This window comes from Alphaproteobacteria bacterium (assembly GCA_018662925.1).
Lineage (GTDB): Bacteria > Pseudomonadota > Alphaproteobacteria > 16-39-46 > JABJFC01 > JABJFC01.
Genome location: JABJFC010000058.1, coordinates 14612 through 35148, shown reverse-complemented (window position 1 = coordinate 35148; position 20537 = coordinate 14612). Strand labels below are relative to the sequence as shown.

General features: G+C 38.3%; 1 protein-coding gene. It reads right to left on the bottom strand.

Features of this window, described 5'->3' with window-relative positions; genetic code table 11:
- Positions 1-457: 457 nt before the first annotated feature.
- Entirely contained in the window at positions 458-20536 is a 20079-nt protein-coding gene (locus HOL16_05055) for a non-ribosomal peptide synthase/polyketide synthase (protein MBT5390060.1), read from the bottom strand.
- Position 20537 lies beyond the last annotated feature (1 nt).

Sequence of the window (20537 nt, the reverse complement as noted above, 5' to 3'; positions counted from 1 at the left end):
CTCGAACTCGACCGTTTTTCTCTCGCCTATGCTGCTTTCTTAGCTGTTCTTCTTCTGATTGGCTTAAAAACGTCTTCATAACAATAGCTTATAAGGTAATGCCTCCTAAAAGTCCATACTTTTATTCACGAAGGGTATATGAGAAAAAAAAAGAGTTCATAAGCTACGTAAAAATTTGTGTACATGAAGGGGAGGATCGTGTTGCGGAGAGAAAGCATCTTGATTGGTCTGGATTCACAATAATTTTTCATAATGATGATATTGGAGAACCTTGCTTGAACTTGGCTCCTTTCTCAAGAGATGGTGATCACTTCTATAATCCCTATAAAAAATCCACTTACCTTTTGAACAATGAAATCTATACCAATGGAATTATCTTTCCAGGAAATGCTCTAAGATTAGCAGGTATAAAGATGGATCCAACACCGCACTTTGTGTCTAAGGTTTCTAAGAAGCGTCACTCATTGCTAGCTTTTTGTATGGTGCCAGGCGTGGATTGTGGATTTCCTTTGATTGAGTAAGACGACAATTTCTTTTCTAGAATCTCATTGATTATTTTTCTCAAAATTTGTCCGGTGCTTTCAATATGGTCAGAAAAAAGATTGTTGTGATTCCCTGGTATAAGAAGATAGTTTCCCTTAGAAAAAATTTGAGAAAATCCTGCATCTGCCTGCCTCTTTTTCTTCTCTTCTTCTGCTCTTAATAGCCATATAGGCAGAGAATTTTTTTGAAGAGAATATTGGCTTGCTAGTGTACTAGCTTGTTGCATATTTTTGTTGAGGTAATCATTAATCACTGAGTCTTTATGCATGGTATGTTCTATAGGGGCCATGTGAGATGTATTAAATAATTTTGTATCAATAAATATTATTGCTTTAACCTGTTCTACAGGAAGATACTTGGACAACTCGTAGGCAATAAGCCCTCCATAGGAATATCCGATAATAATAAGAGGATTAGTAGAGGCTGTGTTTTCTATGTATTGTGCATATTTTTTTGCTGTTTCAGCAACAGATGAAAAACATTCAGGAGAGAGGAAGTAGGGGTTGTTAATGCCTATCGCATCATAGGATTCAAGGTATGGACGTAACCTCAAATACTCATAAGCAAGCCCGCCTGCAGGGTGTATAATAAATATTTTAGGATCTATATTGTTTTTATTTATTTTCTTTGAAATTGGGACTTCTATGGGGAAACAATGATTGTCATGATTCATAGATAGGGATTCAGCCATTTTGGCAATCGTAACATACTCAAACATTTCTCTTACCTGAAAATTAAAGCCTCTCTCTATACATTTTGAGATTACTCTAACCGTTTTAATGGAGTCCCCTCCAATACTGAAAAAGCTATCATGAATTCCAATTTTACTGACCTCTAGAACTTCTTGCCAGATGAAGCATAGTTCCTTTTCAATTTCATTGCGAGGGGCGACGTAATCTTCTTCTAAAGTTCGTATTGATTTGTCAGGAGTTGGTAGTTTTTTCCTATTGATTTTCCCATTGGGGGTTAAGGGGAGTTCTCTTAAGAAGATAAAACGGGAGGGAATCATATAATCAGGAAGAGATTTTCCCAACTCCATACGAAGGTCTTTTGTGATTTTTCCAATGAGGGAGCCTGTGAGAATAGGAGAAGATGTTCTTGGAAGTGCCAGTGATTCTAGGGTTTTTGGAGTTAATTCAATATAAGAAATGAGTGCCTGAGTAGTATCATCCTTATGAGCTAAAGTGATGGAACGATAAACAAGAGGAGAAGTAGAAAGGGCCTGTTCAATTTCACTAGGTTCTATTCTGTATCCTCTGATTTTAACTTGATGGTCTATCCTGCCGCAGAACTCAATATTCCCATCTGGTAGATACCTACCCAGATCGCCTGTTTTATAAAGTCGGAGATTCTGAGATTTTTGTATACTTTCTTTTGTTGCAAAGGGATTGGCAATAAATCTATCTGCTGTAAGGTCAGTGTGATTTATATATCCTCGAGCGAGCCCTTCTCCTGAAACATGAATTTCTCCAACTACTCCTATAGGGGAAGGGTGTAAATTTTTACTCAGAATGTAGATTCCTGTGTTGCTAATAGGTTTTCCTATGGGGGCTAATGCCATGTTTCTTTCTTTTGTAGAATCAGCTTCATAATAGGTAACATCTGACGCATACTCTGTTGGCCCATAAAGGTTCAGCAGTTTTGTGCTAGGGCATTTTTTCTTAATAAGTTCGAGTAGGTTGTTGCTCAGGGGTTCTCCACTAGTACTAATATAGTTTAGCTTTTTTAAAACGGGTGCGTTAACGAGATTAAATAGCTCCTGAATAAAAGAGGGGGCTCCTTCTATTCTTGTAATCACATTTTTAGCAATGTGTTTGTTAAAGTTATATATATCCTTTCCATCTTCTTTGTTCAGGATAATAGTTTTTATGCCGCTTGAGAGTGGCCCAAACAGTTCCCAAACAGCGCTAACAAAACTAAATTCTTTTTTAAAGCAGCATGTGTCTTCAGGGTCGAATGGATAGCGATGTAGAAGCCATAAAAAACGTTGGGTTGTTGCTGAGTGCACTCCTACTACACCTTTGGGCTTTCCAGTCGTGCCTGATGTATAGATAAGATAGATGGGGTTTTGTGGATTCAGCAGAGTGGGTAGATTTTTTTTGGAGTACTTTTCCAGATTTAGGGAAGGAGTAGAAATAAATATACTTTCTTGTATGTGAGGGGGGCATTTCTCATTTGAAAGAATCAGGAGAGGAGATGCGTCCTTTAAGATATAGTTAAGTCTTTGGGGTGGCAGATTAGGGTCAAGGGGAACATAGGCACCTCCTGCCTTGAGGATTGCCAACAAGGAGATTACAAGGTCAATGCTTCGATCCATTAGGACAGCTACAAAGATTTCTGGTCCAACTCCTTGCTCTTTTAAATAATGAGCCAGTTGATTTGCCTTCTCGTTTAATAGAGTGTAACTGATATGCTGATTGTCAAAGACAAGAGCAATGCGATCTGGGGTCTTTAGGGTTTGTTGTTCAAAAATCTCGTAGATGAAGGCTGGTCCAGCATAATTTTCAATAGTGTTGTTCCAGGTTTTGAGAATTAAGGCTTGTTCTTTCTGAGGCAAGACACTTAAGGAATGAACTGGTGTTTTTAGGTTGGAGATAGTATTTTTTAGGAGAGTTTCATAGTGTTGCGAGAGCCTTTCAATTGTTTCATCTTTGTACAGGTCTGTCATGTATTCAAAAGTCAAACCAATACATTGTGATTCTGGATTTTCATGGGCAACGACTTCTAGGTCAAATTTAGAAATATTATTTTCATTATGCATATAAGAAACATTTGTTCCTTCAAGAACTAAGGGTTGGGCAAAGTCTCTATCGTTTCGCATCATAAACATGACTTGAAAGATAGGATTTTTATCTAGAGAGCGCTCAACATTGAGGTGGTCAACGAGCTTCTCAAAAGGAATATCTTGATACTGATAGGCTGCAAGAGATTGTTCTTTTAAATCAAGCAATAATTCATGGAACGTTTTGTAAGGGGATACATTAGATCGGAATACCAATGTATTTACAAAGAATCCAATCAGGCTTTCAATATCTTTGTGAGTCCGGTTAGCAATGGGCGTCCCCACAATGATATCTTCGTCTCCACTATACTTATGAAGAAGCACATTAAAGGCAGTGAATAGAAACATATAGGTGGAGATACTTTCTTCTAGACAGAGAGTTTTGATTTTTGCGCTCAGTTCTTTGCTAAGAATGCATCTATATCTTTTTCCTTTATAGGAAAGAATTTTTGGTCGAGGGAAATCAGTTAAAAGATTCAATGAGTCTGGTAGGTTGTCTAGTTTGTTTTTCCAATAAGAAAGCTGTTTCTGCAGAGGAGAGCCTTGAAGCCAAGAATTTTGCCAGATAGTAAAGTCTGTATACTGAATAGGAAGGGCGGGTAATTTTTGGTTGTTTTTTAAAAGATAGGTTTTGTAGAGAAATGAGAGTTCTTGATTGAAAACTCCAATAGACCAGCCATCACTGATAATATGGTGGAGGGTGATGAAGAGAAAGGTTTTTTCTGGGGAGGCTTTTAAGATGGAAACGCGAATCAAAGGGCCTTCAGAAAGATTAAATCGTGTAGGGGAATGATCTTCTTTAGTTTGAGAAATTTTCTTTTTCAGATCATTTGTATCAGTGATTTCTATTATTTCAATAGGATCAATAGTGGGAAGAATTTTCTGGAAGGGTATACCATCTTTTTTTATAAAGACAGTTCTGAGGGAATCATGTCTTTGAATAATTATTTTTAAGGCCTTAGTAAGGGCTTGAACATCAAGACTTCCCGATATTTCTAGTACCATGGGAATGTTATAAACTGAAACAGTAGGGTTTAATTCTTCTAGAAACCAAAGTCGTTGCTGGGCAAAGGAAAGAGGAAAGAGCTCTTGGGGTGGTGCAGGGACAATAGAAGGGATTTGAAATTTCTTTGAGTCTTTAAGGTATTGGGTAATAAGGGAGGAAAGACTTGAGATGTTAGGGTTATCAAAGATATCCCGGAGGGGCAACTCCACCTGAAAGTGAGGCTGGATTCGGGAGATTATTTGTGTAGCTAAAAGCGAATGGCCACCGATTTTAAAGAAGTTATCATGGATGCCAATTTGGTTGAGTCCTAATACCTCTTTCCAGATAGCACAAAGAGTTTGTTCTATCTCATTGCGAGGGGCTACATATTCTTGAGCTAGAGAGCTCATTGATTTATCAGGAACAGGAAGTTTTTTTCGGTCAATTTTTCCATTAGGAGTTAGGGGAAATTCCCTCAAGAAAATGAAGTGGCTAGGAATCATATAGTCGGGAAGAGATTGTTTTAATTCCATGCGTAGTGTATCTGCTAATCTCCCAATGGAGGGGCCGGTAAGAATATAGGGCGTTGTTCCCCTTGGAAGAGAGAGAGAGTTTAGGCCTTCTTGAGTTAAGGTTAGATAGGCAATGAGCTTTTGGTTATTGTTATCCTGAGGGGAGAGAGTAATTGCTCGGCTCACTAAAGAGGAAGCAGAAATGGCGTGCTCGATTTCTCCAAGCTCTATTCTATGACCCCTAATTTTTATTTGATCGTCTACTCTACCACAGAACTCCATACTGCCGTCTAGAAGATATTTCCCCAAGTCGCCTGTTTTATAGAGGCGTAGGTTCTCAGAATTTTTGATGTCTTCTTCGATTATAAAAGGGTTTGCAATGAATTTATCTGCTGTAAGATCAGGTTGATTTGCATACCCACGGGCTAGTCCAACTCCGGCAATATAGATCTCTCCAACCACTCCAATGGGGACAGGATTCAGATGTTTATCTAATATATAGACCTTCGTATTACTAATAGGTTTTCCTATAGCATTGTTCTCAGAGATGGAGTTGTCCTGTGTTTTAGTTGACCAAATTGTCGTTTCTGTTGGTCCATAGACTATAGAAGAAAGGGAGTTTAGGATATTTTTCCGTAATGATTTTGTGACGGCTTCTCCCCCACATAAAATAGATATTTTTTTCAAACTTTTTGAGGAAATATTTTCCGCAAGAGATTGAAGATGGGAGGGTGTGATTTGAATGAAGTCAATTTTTTGTTTTGTAATTATTGATTCAAGGGCCTCCTTGTTCTTATTGTGAAGAAGCAATTTTTTGCAATATATAAGGGGCAGATAGATTTCTAAATTAAAAATATCAAAAGAAAGATTTGTAATATTTAAGATGGATTTTGAGTTTTTTATTGCCTCTCTAAAGCTCTTGCTACACATTGTATTGGAAAGAGCTCTGTGGGAGATTATAACTCCCTTTGGTTTTCCAGTCGTGCCTGATGTATAGATAAGATAAATGGGGTTGTGGGGGTGTAGTTGAATCAAGGGAATTTCATTAGGTTGAGCTGAGAAGTCTAAGGTAGAAATGTTTACAACTTCACCTTCTTGTAGGTGTGAAGGGCGTTCTTTATTAGAAAGGATCAGAAGGGGAGTCGCATCTTTCAATATATAGTTAAGCCTTTGAGGCGGTAATTTAGGGTCAAGGAGGACATAGGCGCCTCCTGCTTTGATCGTGGCTAGCAAGGAAACTATCAAATCAATTTTTTGTTCCATTAGAATGCCCACAAATTTTTCAGGTCCAACTCCTTGTGCCTTTAGATAATGAGCCAATTGATTTGAGCGTTGATTAAGCTGTGCGTATGTAATGTGTTGGTCATCAAAGACAAGGGCAATTCGATCAGGATTTTTTTGTGCCTGTTGTTCAAATATTTTATGTACAAAAGGATATTCATCATACTTTTCAGCAGTATTATTCCCAGCGTGCAGAAGGAAAATTTGTTCCTTTTGGGACAGTATATTTAAGGTATGAACAGGAGCCTGTATATTTGAGACAATGTCCTTCAGGAGAGTTTCATAGTGTTGAGTTAGCCTCTCGATTGTTTTGTGCTTATAGAGATCTGTCATATACTCAACAGATAGGCCAATGCATTGTGACTTTTGGTCTTCATGGGTCGTAATTTCTAAGTCAAACTTAGCAATATTTTCTTCACGATTTAGATAGGAAATGTCTGTTCCTTCAAGTTCTAAGAAACGAGAGGATTCGTTGGCATTTCGCATCATGAACATGACCTGAAATATGGGATTTTTATTTAGGGCACGCTCAATATTGAGATGGTCTACAAGTTGCTCAAAGGGAACATCTTGATACTGATAGGCTGTGAGGGATTGTTCTTTCAAATCAAGAAGCAAGTCATGGAAGGTTTTGTGAGGTGACACACTAGATCGAAACACTAGAGTATTCACAAAGAATCCAATGAGTTCTTCGATATCCTTGTGGTTTCGATTGGCAATAGGAGTTCCCACAATAATGTCTTCCTCCCCACTATATTTATGAAGCAGTACATTAAAAGCAGTGAGGAGGAACATATAGGTGGAGATGCCTTGCTCCAAACAAAGTTTTTTAATTTTCAGACTCAAGTCTTTATTAATTTTATAGCCATATTTTCCTCCCTTATAGGACAGTGTTTTAGGTCGAGGAAAGTCGGTTGGAAGGTTTGAAGAGTCTGGCAAACCATCTAGTTTATTTTGCCAGTAAGTCAATTGCCTTTGCAGGGATTTCCCTTGGAGCCAAGAACGTTGCCAGATAGTAAAGTCTGTATATTGGATAGGTAGTGGAGATAATTCTAAATTTTGTTTTTGAAGATAGCTTTTATAGAGAGAAGATAGTTCTTGATTGAATACTCCAATGGACCATCCATCACTAATAATATGGTGTAGGGTAAGAAAGAGAAAAGTTTTTTCTGGAGAAGCCTTTAAGATAGTAATACGGATTAATGGTCCGTCTGAAAGGTTGAATTTTATATGGGTATGTTCTCTTTTTACTTCAGACAGTCTGTTTTTTATGTCATCTGTATCAGTCAGTTCTATGGTTTCAATAGGATCAATATCTTCTAGAATCTTTTGGAAGGGGATTCCGTCTTTTTTTATAAAGACGGTTCTTAAGCTATTGTGTTTTTGAATAATTACCTTCAGAGCCTTGGCAAGGGCCTGAATATTAAGAGGGCCAGAGATTTCAAGTGCCATGGAAATGTTATAAGCTGATACATCAGGGCTCAGCTCTTCTAGAAACCAAAGGCGTTGCTGGGCAAAGGACAGGGGGAAGAGCTCTTGAGAGGGTGCTGGCAAAATTGGTGGAACATTTAGGTCTTTTGGGTTTCTAAGAGACTGACTAATGAGCGTGGAGAAGGTTGATATGGTCGGGTATTCAAAAATATCTCGCAGAGGTAATTCCACTTGAAACTGGGATCGGACGCGAGAAATTATTTGTGTTGCTAAGAGAGAATGCCCGCCGATTTTAAAGAAATTATCGTGAATGCTAATTTGCCTCAGTTTGAGAACCTTTTGCCAGATGAGACAAAGCTCTTGTTCAACTTCATTGCGAGGGGCTACATATTTTTCCTCTAAAGAGCGCTCTGATTTATCTGGGTTTGGAAGTCGTTTGTAATCAATTTTTCCGCTAGAAGTTAGGGGAAACTCACTTAAGAAGATGAAATGGGCAGGCACCATATAGGCAGGAAGCTTACTCTCTAAATAAGATATGAGTTCTGTTTCTGTAGGCTCAAAATCTCCTGGGATTATGTATGCTGCAATTGAGCGATTTTCTAGGGCTGTTACACTGCAGGCCTTCAGGTCTTCATGACTTTGGAGGAGAGATTCAATCTCCCCTAACTCAATTCTATGTCCTCTAATTTTAACTTGATGATCCATTCTGCCACAGAAAGTAATGTTTCCATCAGGGAGGTACTTCCCTAAATCTCCTGTTTTATAGAGGCGGAGGTTCTGGCAAGTGCCAATGTCTTCCTGAGTTGCAAAAGGGTTAGCAATAAATTTTTTTGCTGTGAGATTGGGTTGGTTAAGATATCCTCGAGCAAGGCCATTTCCTGCAATATAAATTTCTCCGATAACACCTATAGGAACAGGATTCAGGGAAATATCAAGAAGGTAAATCCTTGTGTTTTGTAAGGGATTTCCAATGGGTATTATTTGCCCAGTTTCTTCTTCTTTACAGGCATAGGTCGTGACACCTACAGAAGTTTCGGTGGGGCCATAATGGTTGATTGTCTTCTTTGCGTGGATGAGGCTGGATTTTAGTTCCTCTCCTCCTATAATGCAGGTCATATGCTTTTTAAAATACTCTGTCATGAGGGAAGTCGCACTGGAAAGTTTTTCAGAAAGAATCTGGAGGTGGGAGGGTGTAAGTTTTAGAAGATCAAGACGTTTTTCAAACACTTTTTCTAAGAAAATTTGGGAGTCTAACTCTTCTCCTTCAGAGAATATATGAAGTGTTTTTCCTCCTGTGAGGCTTGTGAAGAGAGTCGTGTTTCCGATATCGGTAGAAGGAGCATTGCAGTAACCTACCTGGGAGGCAGCTGATATTTTCTTAAGAATTGCCTCAGTATAATTGGATAAGGCTTCATGGGAAATTATAACTCCTTTTGGTTTTCCAGTCGTGCCTGATGTATAAATAAGATAGATGGGATTGTGAGGATGCAGTGGAACCAAGGGAGATTCATGAGATTGGGTTCTAAGGCCCAAAGTGGAAATGTTCACAAAGGTATTTTCTTGGATATAAGAAGGCTGTTCTTTGTTAGAAAGAATCAGGTGAGGATTGCTGTCCTTTAAGATATAAGCAAGCCTCTGGGGTGGTAAGTTAGGGTCAAGAGGAATATATGCGCTGCCTGCTTTTAAGGTGGCAATTAACGAGACAAAAAAATCGATGCTTCGATCCATTAGGATGGCAATAAAAGTTTCTGGCCCTGCTCCCTGTTCTTTCAGGTAATGGGATAATTTATTTGCCCGCTGATTGAGCTGTTTATATGTGATCTGCTGGTTTTCAAAAACAAGAGCAATATGATCAGGATTTTTCTGTGCTTGTTGTTCAAATAGTTTATGAACGAATAGAAAATTACCATGCTTTTTAGCGGTATTATTCCATGTGTTGAGAAGTAAGGTTTGCTCTTTTTGAGGCAATATATTTAACCTATGAATAGGTGTGTGCAGTTCTGAGACAATGCTTTTTAGGAGAGTTTCATAGTGTTGTGCAAACTGGGTAATAGTTTCGTCTCTATAGAGATCTGTCATGTACTCAACAGAAATAGAAAAGGAGGAATCAGTTTGCTCATAGATGTGTAGCAAAAAATCAAATTTAGCAGACTCATGCTCTGTGTGAATAGGTTGTGAAGAAGTTCCTTCAAATGTTAGGTTGTCTCCAGTTTGTTTTTGATACACAAAACGCACTTGGAATATAGGATTTTTGTTTAGAGATCGCTCAATATTTAAATGATCTACAAGTTGCTCAAAAGGAACATCTTGATACTGGTAGGCTGAGAGAGACTGTGCCTTTATGTCCTGCAATAAACCATGAAAAGTTCTATGGGGTGACACGTTGGATCGAAATACTAGGGTATTTATAAAAAAACCAATGAGCTCCTCGAGTTCTTTTTGAGCTCGATTGGCAATAGGTGTTCCTACAATAATATCTTCATCACCACTATATTTATGAAGAAGCACATTAAAGGCAGTGAGCAGGAACATATAGGTTGAAACATTTTCTTCCAAGCAGAGGAATTTTATCTTCAAGCTAAGGTCTTTATTGAGGGGGTATTTAAATCTTTTTCCCTTATAAGAAAGGGTTTTTGGGCGAGGAAAATCTGTTGGAAGATTTAAAGAGTCGGGTAGATTTTTTAGCTTATCTTGCCAATATGTGAGTTGCTTTTGTAGAGTTTTTTCCTGGAGCCAAGTGTGCTGCCAGAGGGTAAAGTCTGTATATTGAATAGCTAATAGAGGCAATTCCGGTTCTTGATTTAGCAGATAGGATTTATAGAGAGTTGAAATTTCTTGATTAAAAATTCCAATAGACCAGCCATCACTGATTATGTGGTGCATAGTAATAAAGAGGAATGTTTTTTCAGGAGAGACCATTAAGATGGTAATGCGAATTAAGGGCCCCTCAGAAAGATTAAAACGTGTCTGAGAATGGTCTTTTTTTGTCTGAGAAATTTTCTTCTGTAGGTCTTTTTTATCAGTCAACTCTATTGTTTCAATAGGGTCAATGGTAGGAAGAACTTTTTGGAAGGGCACTCCATCTTTTTCTATAAAGATGGTTCTTAGGCTATCATGCCGTTGAATGACCTTCTTGAAGGCTTTTGTGAGTGCTTGAATGTCAATAAGTCCCGATAGTTCAAGTGCTATGGGGATATTATAGACTGAAGCATCAGGAGTCAGTTCCTCTAAAAACCAAAGGCGTTGTTGAGAGAATGACAGAGGAAAGAGATCTTGGGGGCTAGCGGGTAAAATTGGCGGAATATTTAAGTCCTTTGGGTTTCTAAGGGCTTTGGTGATGAGTGTAGAAAATGCCGAAATGGTAGGGTGCTCAAAGATATCCCGTAGAGGTAATTCTAATTGGAACTGAGAATGGAGGCGAGAAATAATTTGTGTAGCTAGAAGAGAATGACCACCGATTTCAAAAAAGTTGTCGTGGATTCCAATGCGATTGAGCCCTAGAACTTCTTGCCAAATAAGACAAAGATTTTGTTCTATCTCATTGCGTGGCTCTACATAGTTTTGTTCTAGAGTTCGCTTTGATTTGTCAGGAACAGGAAGTTTTTTTCGGTCAATTTTTCCATTGGAAGTTAGTGGAAATTCATTCAAGAAAATGAAATGGGCAGGCATCATATAGTCAGGAAGTGTTGCTTCTAATTCCAGGCGAAGGTCTTTTGTGATCTTTCCCATTAAGGAGCCAGTGAGAGCAGAGGAATTGTTATTATCTAGAGGAGAGAGTTCTTCTAAGGTTTTGGGGGTTAATAGAATGTATGCGAGAAGCTCCTGATTTTTCGTGTCTTTGTGAGCCACAACAATTGCTTGATGTACTAGGGAAGAAGCAGAAAGTGCATGCTCAATTTCACCCAGCTCAATTCTGTATCCTCTGATTTTGACCTGATGGTCTATTCTGCCACAGAAGTCTATATTTCCATCTGGGAGATATTTTCCCAAGTCTCCTGTTTTGTAGAGGCGAAGATTTTGGGGGTTATTGATATTTTCTTGAGTGGCAAAAGGGTTTGCAATGAACCTATCTGCTGTGAGATCAGGTTGATTGAGATATCCTCTAGCAAGGCCATTTCCTGCGATATAAACTTCTCCAACTATCCCAATGGGAACAGGGCTTAGAGCCTTATCTAGGATATAGATCTTTGTATTGTTAATAGGCTTTCCTATGGGGATAGAAAATTCTTTTCCAGGGTGGGAAGTGAGAAAGTAGTGGGTTACGTCATCAGAACATTCTGTTGGTCCATAGGCATTTACAATACACAGTTTTTTATCTGTATCAAGCAATGTGCTGCATACAAGGGGCGTTAAGGCTTCTCCTGTTACGATGTAGTGTTTTAAATAGCGAAAAGGACTTTTTTTTGTTTTGTCTTTTAACTCTTCTAAGAAGAGAATTGTATATGATGGCACATGCTCTAAAATGGAGATTTTGCTTAGAGAAAAAACCTTTGAAAAGATTTTAATATCAAGAATTTCATTTTGTGAAAAAATCACTTCTTTTGCACCAAGGGTTAAGGAGGTAAGCATTTGCCAAATTGAGATATCAAAAATTTGAGTTGATGTTTGAGCAATCGTATCTTGGGCTGTAATTTTTAAATCTTTGATTTTACTTTTGATATGATTATGCATGCCAAGGTGATGGACTGCTGTCCCCTTGGGGGTTCCAGTTGATCCTGAGGTATAAATTACATATGCTATGTGAAGAGGGTTAAGGAGAAGATTTAAATTTTCATTAAATGAGGGATCAAAACTTTCTTTATGATGAAATTGAGTGGCAAATATTTCAGGCGTTTTGATTTTTCCTGTGTATGTTTTCCTGTAATTTTCTCCTAAAATCAGCACAGAAGGCTTTACCTGTTCAAGAAACCATAAATTTCTTGTGACTGGTGTATTAGGGTCAAGAGGGACATAGGCACCTCCTGATTTGAGAATAGCTAGAAAGGATACTATAAGATCAACGCTTCGATCCATCAAAACAGCTACAAAGGTTTCTGGACCAACTCCTTCTGCTTTTAGATAGTGAGCTAATCTATTGGCTTGTTGGTTAAGTTGTTCATATGTAACGTGCTTACCATCAAAGACAAGAGCAATACGATCAGGATTTTTCTGTGCTTGCTGTTGAAATAGTTTATGTGCAAAAGGGAGTTCACCATACTCTTCATTAGTATCATTCCAGGTATTGAGCAGTAAGCTTTGTTCTTTTTGAAGCAGTATGTTTAAGGTGTGGACGGGCGCTTGCAGGTTCAAAGTGATTTCTTTTAAAAGGGATTTATAATGACCCGCAAATTTTTCAATAGTTTCACTCTTGTAGAGATCTGTCATGTACTCAATAGTGAGGCCAATGCATTGTGATTTTGGATCTTCATGAGCGATGATTTCTAAGTCAAACTTAGCAATATTTTCCTCATGACTCATATAGGAAATTTCTGTCCCTCCAAGCTCTAGGAACCGAGAGGATTCATTAGCATTTTGCATCATGAACATGATTTGAAATATGGGATTTTTATTTAAGGCACGCTCAATATTGAGATGGTCTACAAGTTGTTCAAAGGGAACATCTTGGTACTGATAAGCTGTAAGAGATTGTTCTTTTAAATCAAGAAGCAGGTCATAGAAAATTTTATGTGGGGAGATATTGGATCGAAAAACCAGAGTATTTACGAAAAATCCTATCAGTCCTTCAATGTCTTTGTGATTTCGGTTGGCAACGGGTGTTCCTACAATAATATCTTCATCCCCGCTATATTTATGCAGAAGAACATTAAAGGCAGTGAGGAGGAACATATAGATAGAGATGTTTTCCTCTAAGCAAAGACTTTTAATTTTTAGACTTAGTTCTTTATTAAGGGCATATCTATACCTTTCCCCCTTATAAGAAAGCGTCTTTGGCCGAGGGAAGTCAGTTGGAAAATTTGATGAATCTGGCAAAGAATCTAGTTTGCTTTTCCAATAAGACAATTGTCTTTGCAAGGGATCTCCTTGAAGCCAAGAATGTTGCCAGATAGTAAAGTCTGTGTATTGGATAGGTAGGGAGAATGGCTCTGGGTCTTTTTTTTGAAGATATTTTTTGTAGAAAGAAGAGAGTTCTTGGTTGAAGACTCCAATAGACCATCCATCACTAATAATATGGTGCAGTGTAATAAAAAGGAATGTTTTTTCTGAGGAGGCCTTTAAGCAGGTGATTCGGATTAAGGGACCTTCTGAAAGGTTGAATTTTGTATGGGCATGATCTTTCTTGATATGAGAGAGCCTATTTTTTATGTCGTTTGCATCAGTAAGTTCTACGGTTTCAATAGAATCAATAGTTGGGAGAATTTTTTGGAAAGGGACTCCATTTTTTTTTATAAAGACGGTTCTTAGGCTATTGTGTCGTTGAATAACTGCTTTTAGAGCTTTGGAAAGGGCTTGAATGTTAAGGGGGCCAGAGATTTCAAGTGCCATGGGAATATTGTACGCTGAAACATTAGGATCAAGCTCTTCTAAGAACCAAAGACGTTGCTGGGCAAAGGATAAGGGGAAGAGGGCTTGATGTGGTGCTGGTAAAATTGGTGGAACGTTTAGGTCCTTTGGGTTTCTAAGGGACTGAGTAATAAGGGTAGAGAAGGTTGAGATAGTGGGGTATTCAAAAATGTCCCGCAAGGGCAACTCTAGCTGAAACTGAGATCGAATGCGGGATATGATTTGTGTTGCTAAGAGAGAGTGCCCACCAATTTTAAAGAAGTTATCATGAACACCAATTTGCTTCAGTTCGAGAACTTCTTGCCAAATGAGGCAAATGGCTTGCTCAATTTCAGTGCGAGGAGCCACATATTTTTCTTTTAAAGAATGTCCAGCTTTGTCTGGAGTTGGAAGCTTTTTGTAGTCAATCTTTCCACTAGTAGTGAGGGGGAAGCAATCCAAAAAAATGAAGGAGGAAGGAACCATGTAATTAGGGAGAAACTGTTCTAAATAGGTTGTAAGTTCTGTTTCTGTAGGTTCAAAGCTTCCTGGGATTATATATGCCGCAATTGAGCCATCTTCTAGGATTTTTACAGTACAGGTTTGTAAGTCTTCATGATTTTGAAGGAGTGATGAAATTTCATCTAGCTCAATTCTATGTCCTCTAATTTTAACTTGATGATCCGTTCTTCCACAGAAAGTGATGTTTCCATCAGGGAGATATTTCCCTAAGTCTCCTGTTTTATAGAGGCGGAGGTTCTGGCAAGTATTAATGTCTTCTTGAGTTGCAAAAGGGTTAGCAATAAATTTTTCTGCTGTGAGGCTAGCTTGATTGAGATACCCTCGAGCAAGACCATCTCCTGCAATGTAAATTTCTCCGATAGCACCTATAGGAACAGGATTTGAGGCACTATCAAGGAGATAGATTTTTATGTTTTGTAGGGGGCTTCCAATGGGAACTCCCCCCCCAAGCTCTTCTGTTTTGCAGGCATAGGTTGTAACGCCCACGGAAGTTTCGGTGGGGCCATAATGGTTAATTGTATCCCTTGCGTTAATAAGACTGGGACTTAGAGCTTCTCCTCCAACAACGCAGAGCATATTATTTTTAAAGTATTGTGCTGCATGAGAAGTTGCACTGGACAATTTTTCAGAAAGAATCTGGAGATGGGAAGGTGTAAGCTTTATAAGATTAAGACGTTTTTCAAGCACTTTTTCTAAGAAAATTTGGGAATCTAACTCTTCTCCTTCAGAGAATATATGAAGGGTCTTCCCTCCTATGAGGCTTGCAAAGAGGGTGGTGTTTCCGAGATCGGTAGAGGGGTTGCTGCAATAACCTATCTGAGAGGCAGCTGATATTTTCTTAAGAATTGCCTTAGCATAATTGGACAAGGCTCCATGGGAAACTATAACTCCCTTTGGTTTTCCAGTCGTGCCTGATGTATAAATAAGATAGATGGGGTTATGGTGATGCAATTGATGGAGAGGGTTGTTATTGGGCTCGGTTGTAAGATTTAATGTAGAAATATTTACAAAGGTATTTTCTTGGATATAAGAAGGTTGTTCTTTGTTAGAAAGAATCAGGCTAGGAGCTGAATCATTTAAAATATAACTGAGTCTCTGGGGTGGTAAACTAGGATCAAGAGGAAGGTATGCGCCGCCTGTTTTTAAGACGGCGATTAGTGAGACAACAAAATCAATACTTCGATCCATTAGGATGGCGACAAAGGTTTCTGGTGCTGCTCCCTGTTCTTTCAAGTAGTGGGATAATTTATTCGCCCATTGATTGAGCTGTTCATATGTGACGTGCTGGTTTTTAAAAACAAGAGCAATACGGTCAGGATTTTTTTGTACCTGTTCTTCAAATAGATTATGAACGAATAGAGATTCATCATGTTTTTTAGACGTGTTGTTCCAAGTATTGAAAAGTAAGCTTTGTTCTTTTTGAGGCAATATATTTAACCTATGAATAGGTGTGTGTAGGTCTGAGACAATGCTTTCCAGAAGAGCTTCATAGTTATGTGCAAATCTCTTAATAGTTTCGTCTTTATAGAGATCTGACATGTATTCAACAGAAATGGAAAAATCAGAGTTTTTTTTCTCATAAATATGTAGCAAGAGGTCAAATTTAGAAGCTTCGTAATCTGTGTGAATAGGCTGTGAAGAAATTCCTTCAAGGTCTAATGTTTCTCCTGATTGCTTCTGATAAACAAATCGCATTTGGAATATAGGGTTTTTGTTTAGAGAGCGTTCAATGTTTAGGTGATCTACAAGCTGTTCAAAAGGGATATCTTGATACCGGTAAGCTGTGAGAGATTGTTCTTTCAGGTCAAGCAGCAAATTATAAAAGATGCTATGGGATAATATCTTAGATCGAAAGACAATAGTGTTTACAAAGAATCCAATAAGACCTTCGATATCTTTGTGGGTGCGGTTAGAAATGGGGGATCCAACAATAATATCTTCATCCCCACTGTATTTATGAAGTAGCACATTAAATGTAGTGAGCAGGAACATATAGGTGGAAACATTTTCTTCTAGGCAGAGGGATTTGACCTTTAAGCTAAGATCTTTATTGAGGAGATGCTGGTATCTTTTTCCCTTGTAAGAAAGAGTTTTTGGTCGAGGAAAGTCTGCTGGAAGGTTTAACGAGTCGGGTAGGTTTTTTAGCTTTTCCTGCCAATATGTAAGTTGTTTTTGCAGAGTTTTTCCCTGGAGCCAAGCGTGTTGCCAGAGGGTGAAGTCTGTGTATTGAATAGCTAGTAAAGGCAATTCTATATCTTGGTCTGAAATATAGGCCCTATAGAGAATTGAAAGTTCTTGATTGAAGATTCCAACGGACCAACCATCACTGATAATATGATGCATAGTAATAAAGAGGAAATTTTTTTCTGGACCTGCTTTTAAGAGTGTGAGCTGCAGAAGGGGTCCTTTAGAAAGGTCAAACCTTATGTGGGCATGTTTATGCTTTATGCTAGAGAGATGATCTTCTAGATTTTCTGTATCATTGAGATCAACTAACTCGAAAGGGTCCAGATCTGCTAGAATTTTTTGAAAGGGCACTCCATCTTTTTTTATAAAAAAAGTTCTAAGGCTACTATGTCTTTGGATGATTTTTTGAAAAGCCTTATGTAGTGCTAAAATATTAAGAGGCCCAGATAATTCAAATACCATAGGAATATTATAAACCGAAGAATTAGGAGTTAGTTCTTCTAAAAACCAAAGACGTTGTTGGGCGAATGACAGAGGAAAGAGGTCTTGGGGGGTAGCTGGTAAAATGGGGGGAACATTTAGGTCCTTTGGGTTTCTAAGGGATTGGGTGATCAGCGTAGCGAAGACTGAAATAGTGGGATATTCAAAGATATCCCGCAGAGAAAGTTCCAATTGGAACTGTGAACGGAGGCGAGAAATAATTTGTGTAGCTAAAAGTGAATGGCCACCAATTTCAAAAAAATTGTCGTGGATTCCAATTTTATTGAGCCCTAGAATTTCTTGCCAGATAAGACAAAGGTCTTGCTCTATCTCATTGCGTGGTTCTACATAGTTTTGCTCTAGAGTGCGTCTTGATTTATCAGGAGTGGGGAGTCTTTTCCGGTCAATCTTTCCGTTAGAATTTATTGGAAATTCATTCAAGAAAATGAAATGAGCAGGAATCATATAGTCGGGAAGAGATTTTTCTAATTCTAGGCGAAGGACTTTTGTGATTTTTCCGATGGAAGGACTAGTGAGAACAGAGAAGGACGCATTTTCTGGAAAAGAGAATTTTTCTAGAGTTTGGGGTGTTAATAGAAGATATGCGATGAGTTCCTGGTGTTTCGCCTCTTTATGAGCCAAAATGATTGCTTGATGCACTAGAGAAGAAGCAGAAAGTGCATGCTCAATTTCACCAAGCTCAATTCTGTATCCTCTAATTTTAACTTGGCTATCTATTCTGCCACAGAAATCGATATTTCCATCTGAAAGATATTTTCCTAAGTCTCCTGTTTTGTAGAGGCGAAGATTTTGGAAATTATTTACATCTTCTTGAGTTGCAAAGGGGTTTGCAATATACTTGTCCGCTGTGAGGTCAGGCTGATTAATATATCCTCGAGCAAGCCCATCGCCTGCGATATAAATATCTCCAATAATTCCAATGGGAACAGGGTTCAGGGCTTCATTTAAAATATAGATTTTTGTCTTATTAATAGGGCGTCCAATGGGAAGTTTTGGTTCTAAGTAGGGCCCTTTCTTTATGTCCCAGTATGTAACGCTTATGGCAGCTTCCGTTGGTCCATAAGCATGATGAAAATGGGCTTGAGGGAAGAGAGTTAAAAATTGGTTAAGGTCTTCCTTTGGGACTACTTCTCCTCCACATATGAGTTTTCTTAAAAATCGATGTTGCGTATTTTTTTTTGAAAATTCTAGAAGCTGACTGAGTAACGAGGGAACAAAGTGAGAGAGTGTCACTTTTTCTTTTATCAGCAACTGATAAAGATGTAGGGGGTCTTTAGCCTTTTTATCTGTGGGGATCACAAGCTTTGATCCCACAAGTAGTGGCAAGACAAGTTCCCAATATGAAATATCAAAACCTATGGAGGCATTTTGCAAAAAAATTTCTGTTTGATTTATATTGTAGTATGAAAGGGACCAAAGAAATCGATTTAGAAGCCCTCTTTGAGAATTAATGATCCCTTTAGGGGTTCCAGTAGTACCCGACGTATAGGTAAGATAGATGCTACTGTCTAAATGAACTTCGTCCGGTAAGTTTTTATTGGGGAGAGAAGAAAAAGGAATGGACAGAAAATCTATGCATGTTCCCGAGAAATCAAGAAGATATTCAGAGTATTTTTTTTCCGTAATTAAGCAGCATGCATTGCTATCATTGAGAATGAACTTGAGACGTTCTTTTGGTAAGGATAAATCTAAGGGAACGTAAGCTCCTCCTGTTTTTAAGATAGCCAAAATAGATGTAATAAGAGGTATGCCCCTTTCTAAACCAACAGCAACAAAAGTTTCTGGGCCTACACCTTTTTCTTTTAAATAGTGAGCTAGTTGGTAGGCTCGCTGGTTCAGTTGGGCATATGTAACATGTTGACCTTCATGCAATAGGGCAACACGGTCAGGTTTTTTTTCTGCTTGTTGTTCGAAAATTTGGTGGATCAATAGATCTTCTTTTTGAGGAACAATCTTAAAATTATTCCACGTAGAAAGTATTTTTTCTTTTTCCTTATCAGAGAAGCTAGAGACTTCCTGTAGAAGTAAAGATGGAGGGACGCTGATTAGATTTTTGAGTGTTTCTTGAAAAAGTTCAGATATCCGCTCTATCTCATTTATTAAGAAGAGGGAGGTTTGGTAGTTTAGCTCTAGATAAGGGGACTGTCCTGGAAAGAAAACAAAGGTAAGGGGGAATTCATTTTTTTCATATATGTCTATAGATTTAATGGAAAATCCATAGTTTTCAAATTGACTGTGGTTACTTGAGGGATAATTTTCAAATACGAGAATTGTATCGAAAAGAGCCTTTTCGCCAGGAAAGGAGTTTTTTTGAACTTCTGCAAGAGAGATAGAAGAATGCTCGTTAATAGAAAGTGTTTGCAGTTGGAGAGAGTCAAGGTACGTTCTTACTGAGCGCGTTCTATCTATTCCTATAGAAAGTGGGAGTGTATTGATTAATAAACCAGGGATGTTCTGAACATTTTTCAAATCAATAGAACGTCCAGAAATTGTCACTCCATAGGAAATATTTCTTTTGTTCATTAATTGAGAAAGAACGAGTCCTATGGTTGCCTGTACGAGAGTATTAATTGTGTAGTTGTTTAACTGGGCATATTTTTGAACGTTTTCCCAAAGCGTTTCGGGAAGGGGAGAGATAAAATTTCTTTGGCTTGTCTTTTTTTCTGTTGCCTGGGAAAGCTTTAGCAAAGATGGTTCTTCTATATTTTGTAGGTTTTTCACCCAAAAATCACGAGCACAATCCTTGTCTTGTTTTTCAATCCATTGGAGATAACTTGTGTAAGAGTCTACGGCTAAGTTAGGTTGTTTTTTCTCTAAAGTGGCACAGTACGCACTAAAAAAATCATTTAGAATCAGTCGACTGCTCCAGCCATCAAGGAGGATATGGTGGCAAGTCCATACAATATAATAAGAATTCTTCGGGAGCTTGAGGAATTTTACCCTAAAAAGTGGAGGAGAGGAGAGATTGAAGGGGGTGCTTCGATCTTGTTCTAAAAATGAGGATAAGTTTGAACCAATGGATTTTTCGGAGAGTTTAGACCAGTCCTCAGTGCTAAAAAAAAGATCAGATTTGTTTAATGTATATTGAATGGGGTGGTCTACATTCTCCCAGACAAAGCCAGTTCTCAAAATATCATGGGCTTGTGTGATTTTTTCCCATGCTATTTGTACAGCTTCTGAGTCGATTTTACCGTGGAGGTGTATAACAGTTTGGACAATATACTCTCCTCCAGCCCCTTTTGTGTATAGCTCTCTAAAAAGCAAGCCTTCTTGAAGCGGGGATAATATGGATAAAGTTTCAATATCAGACATA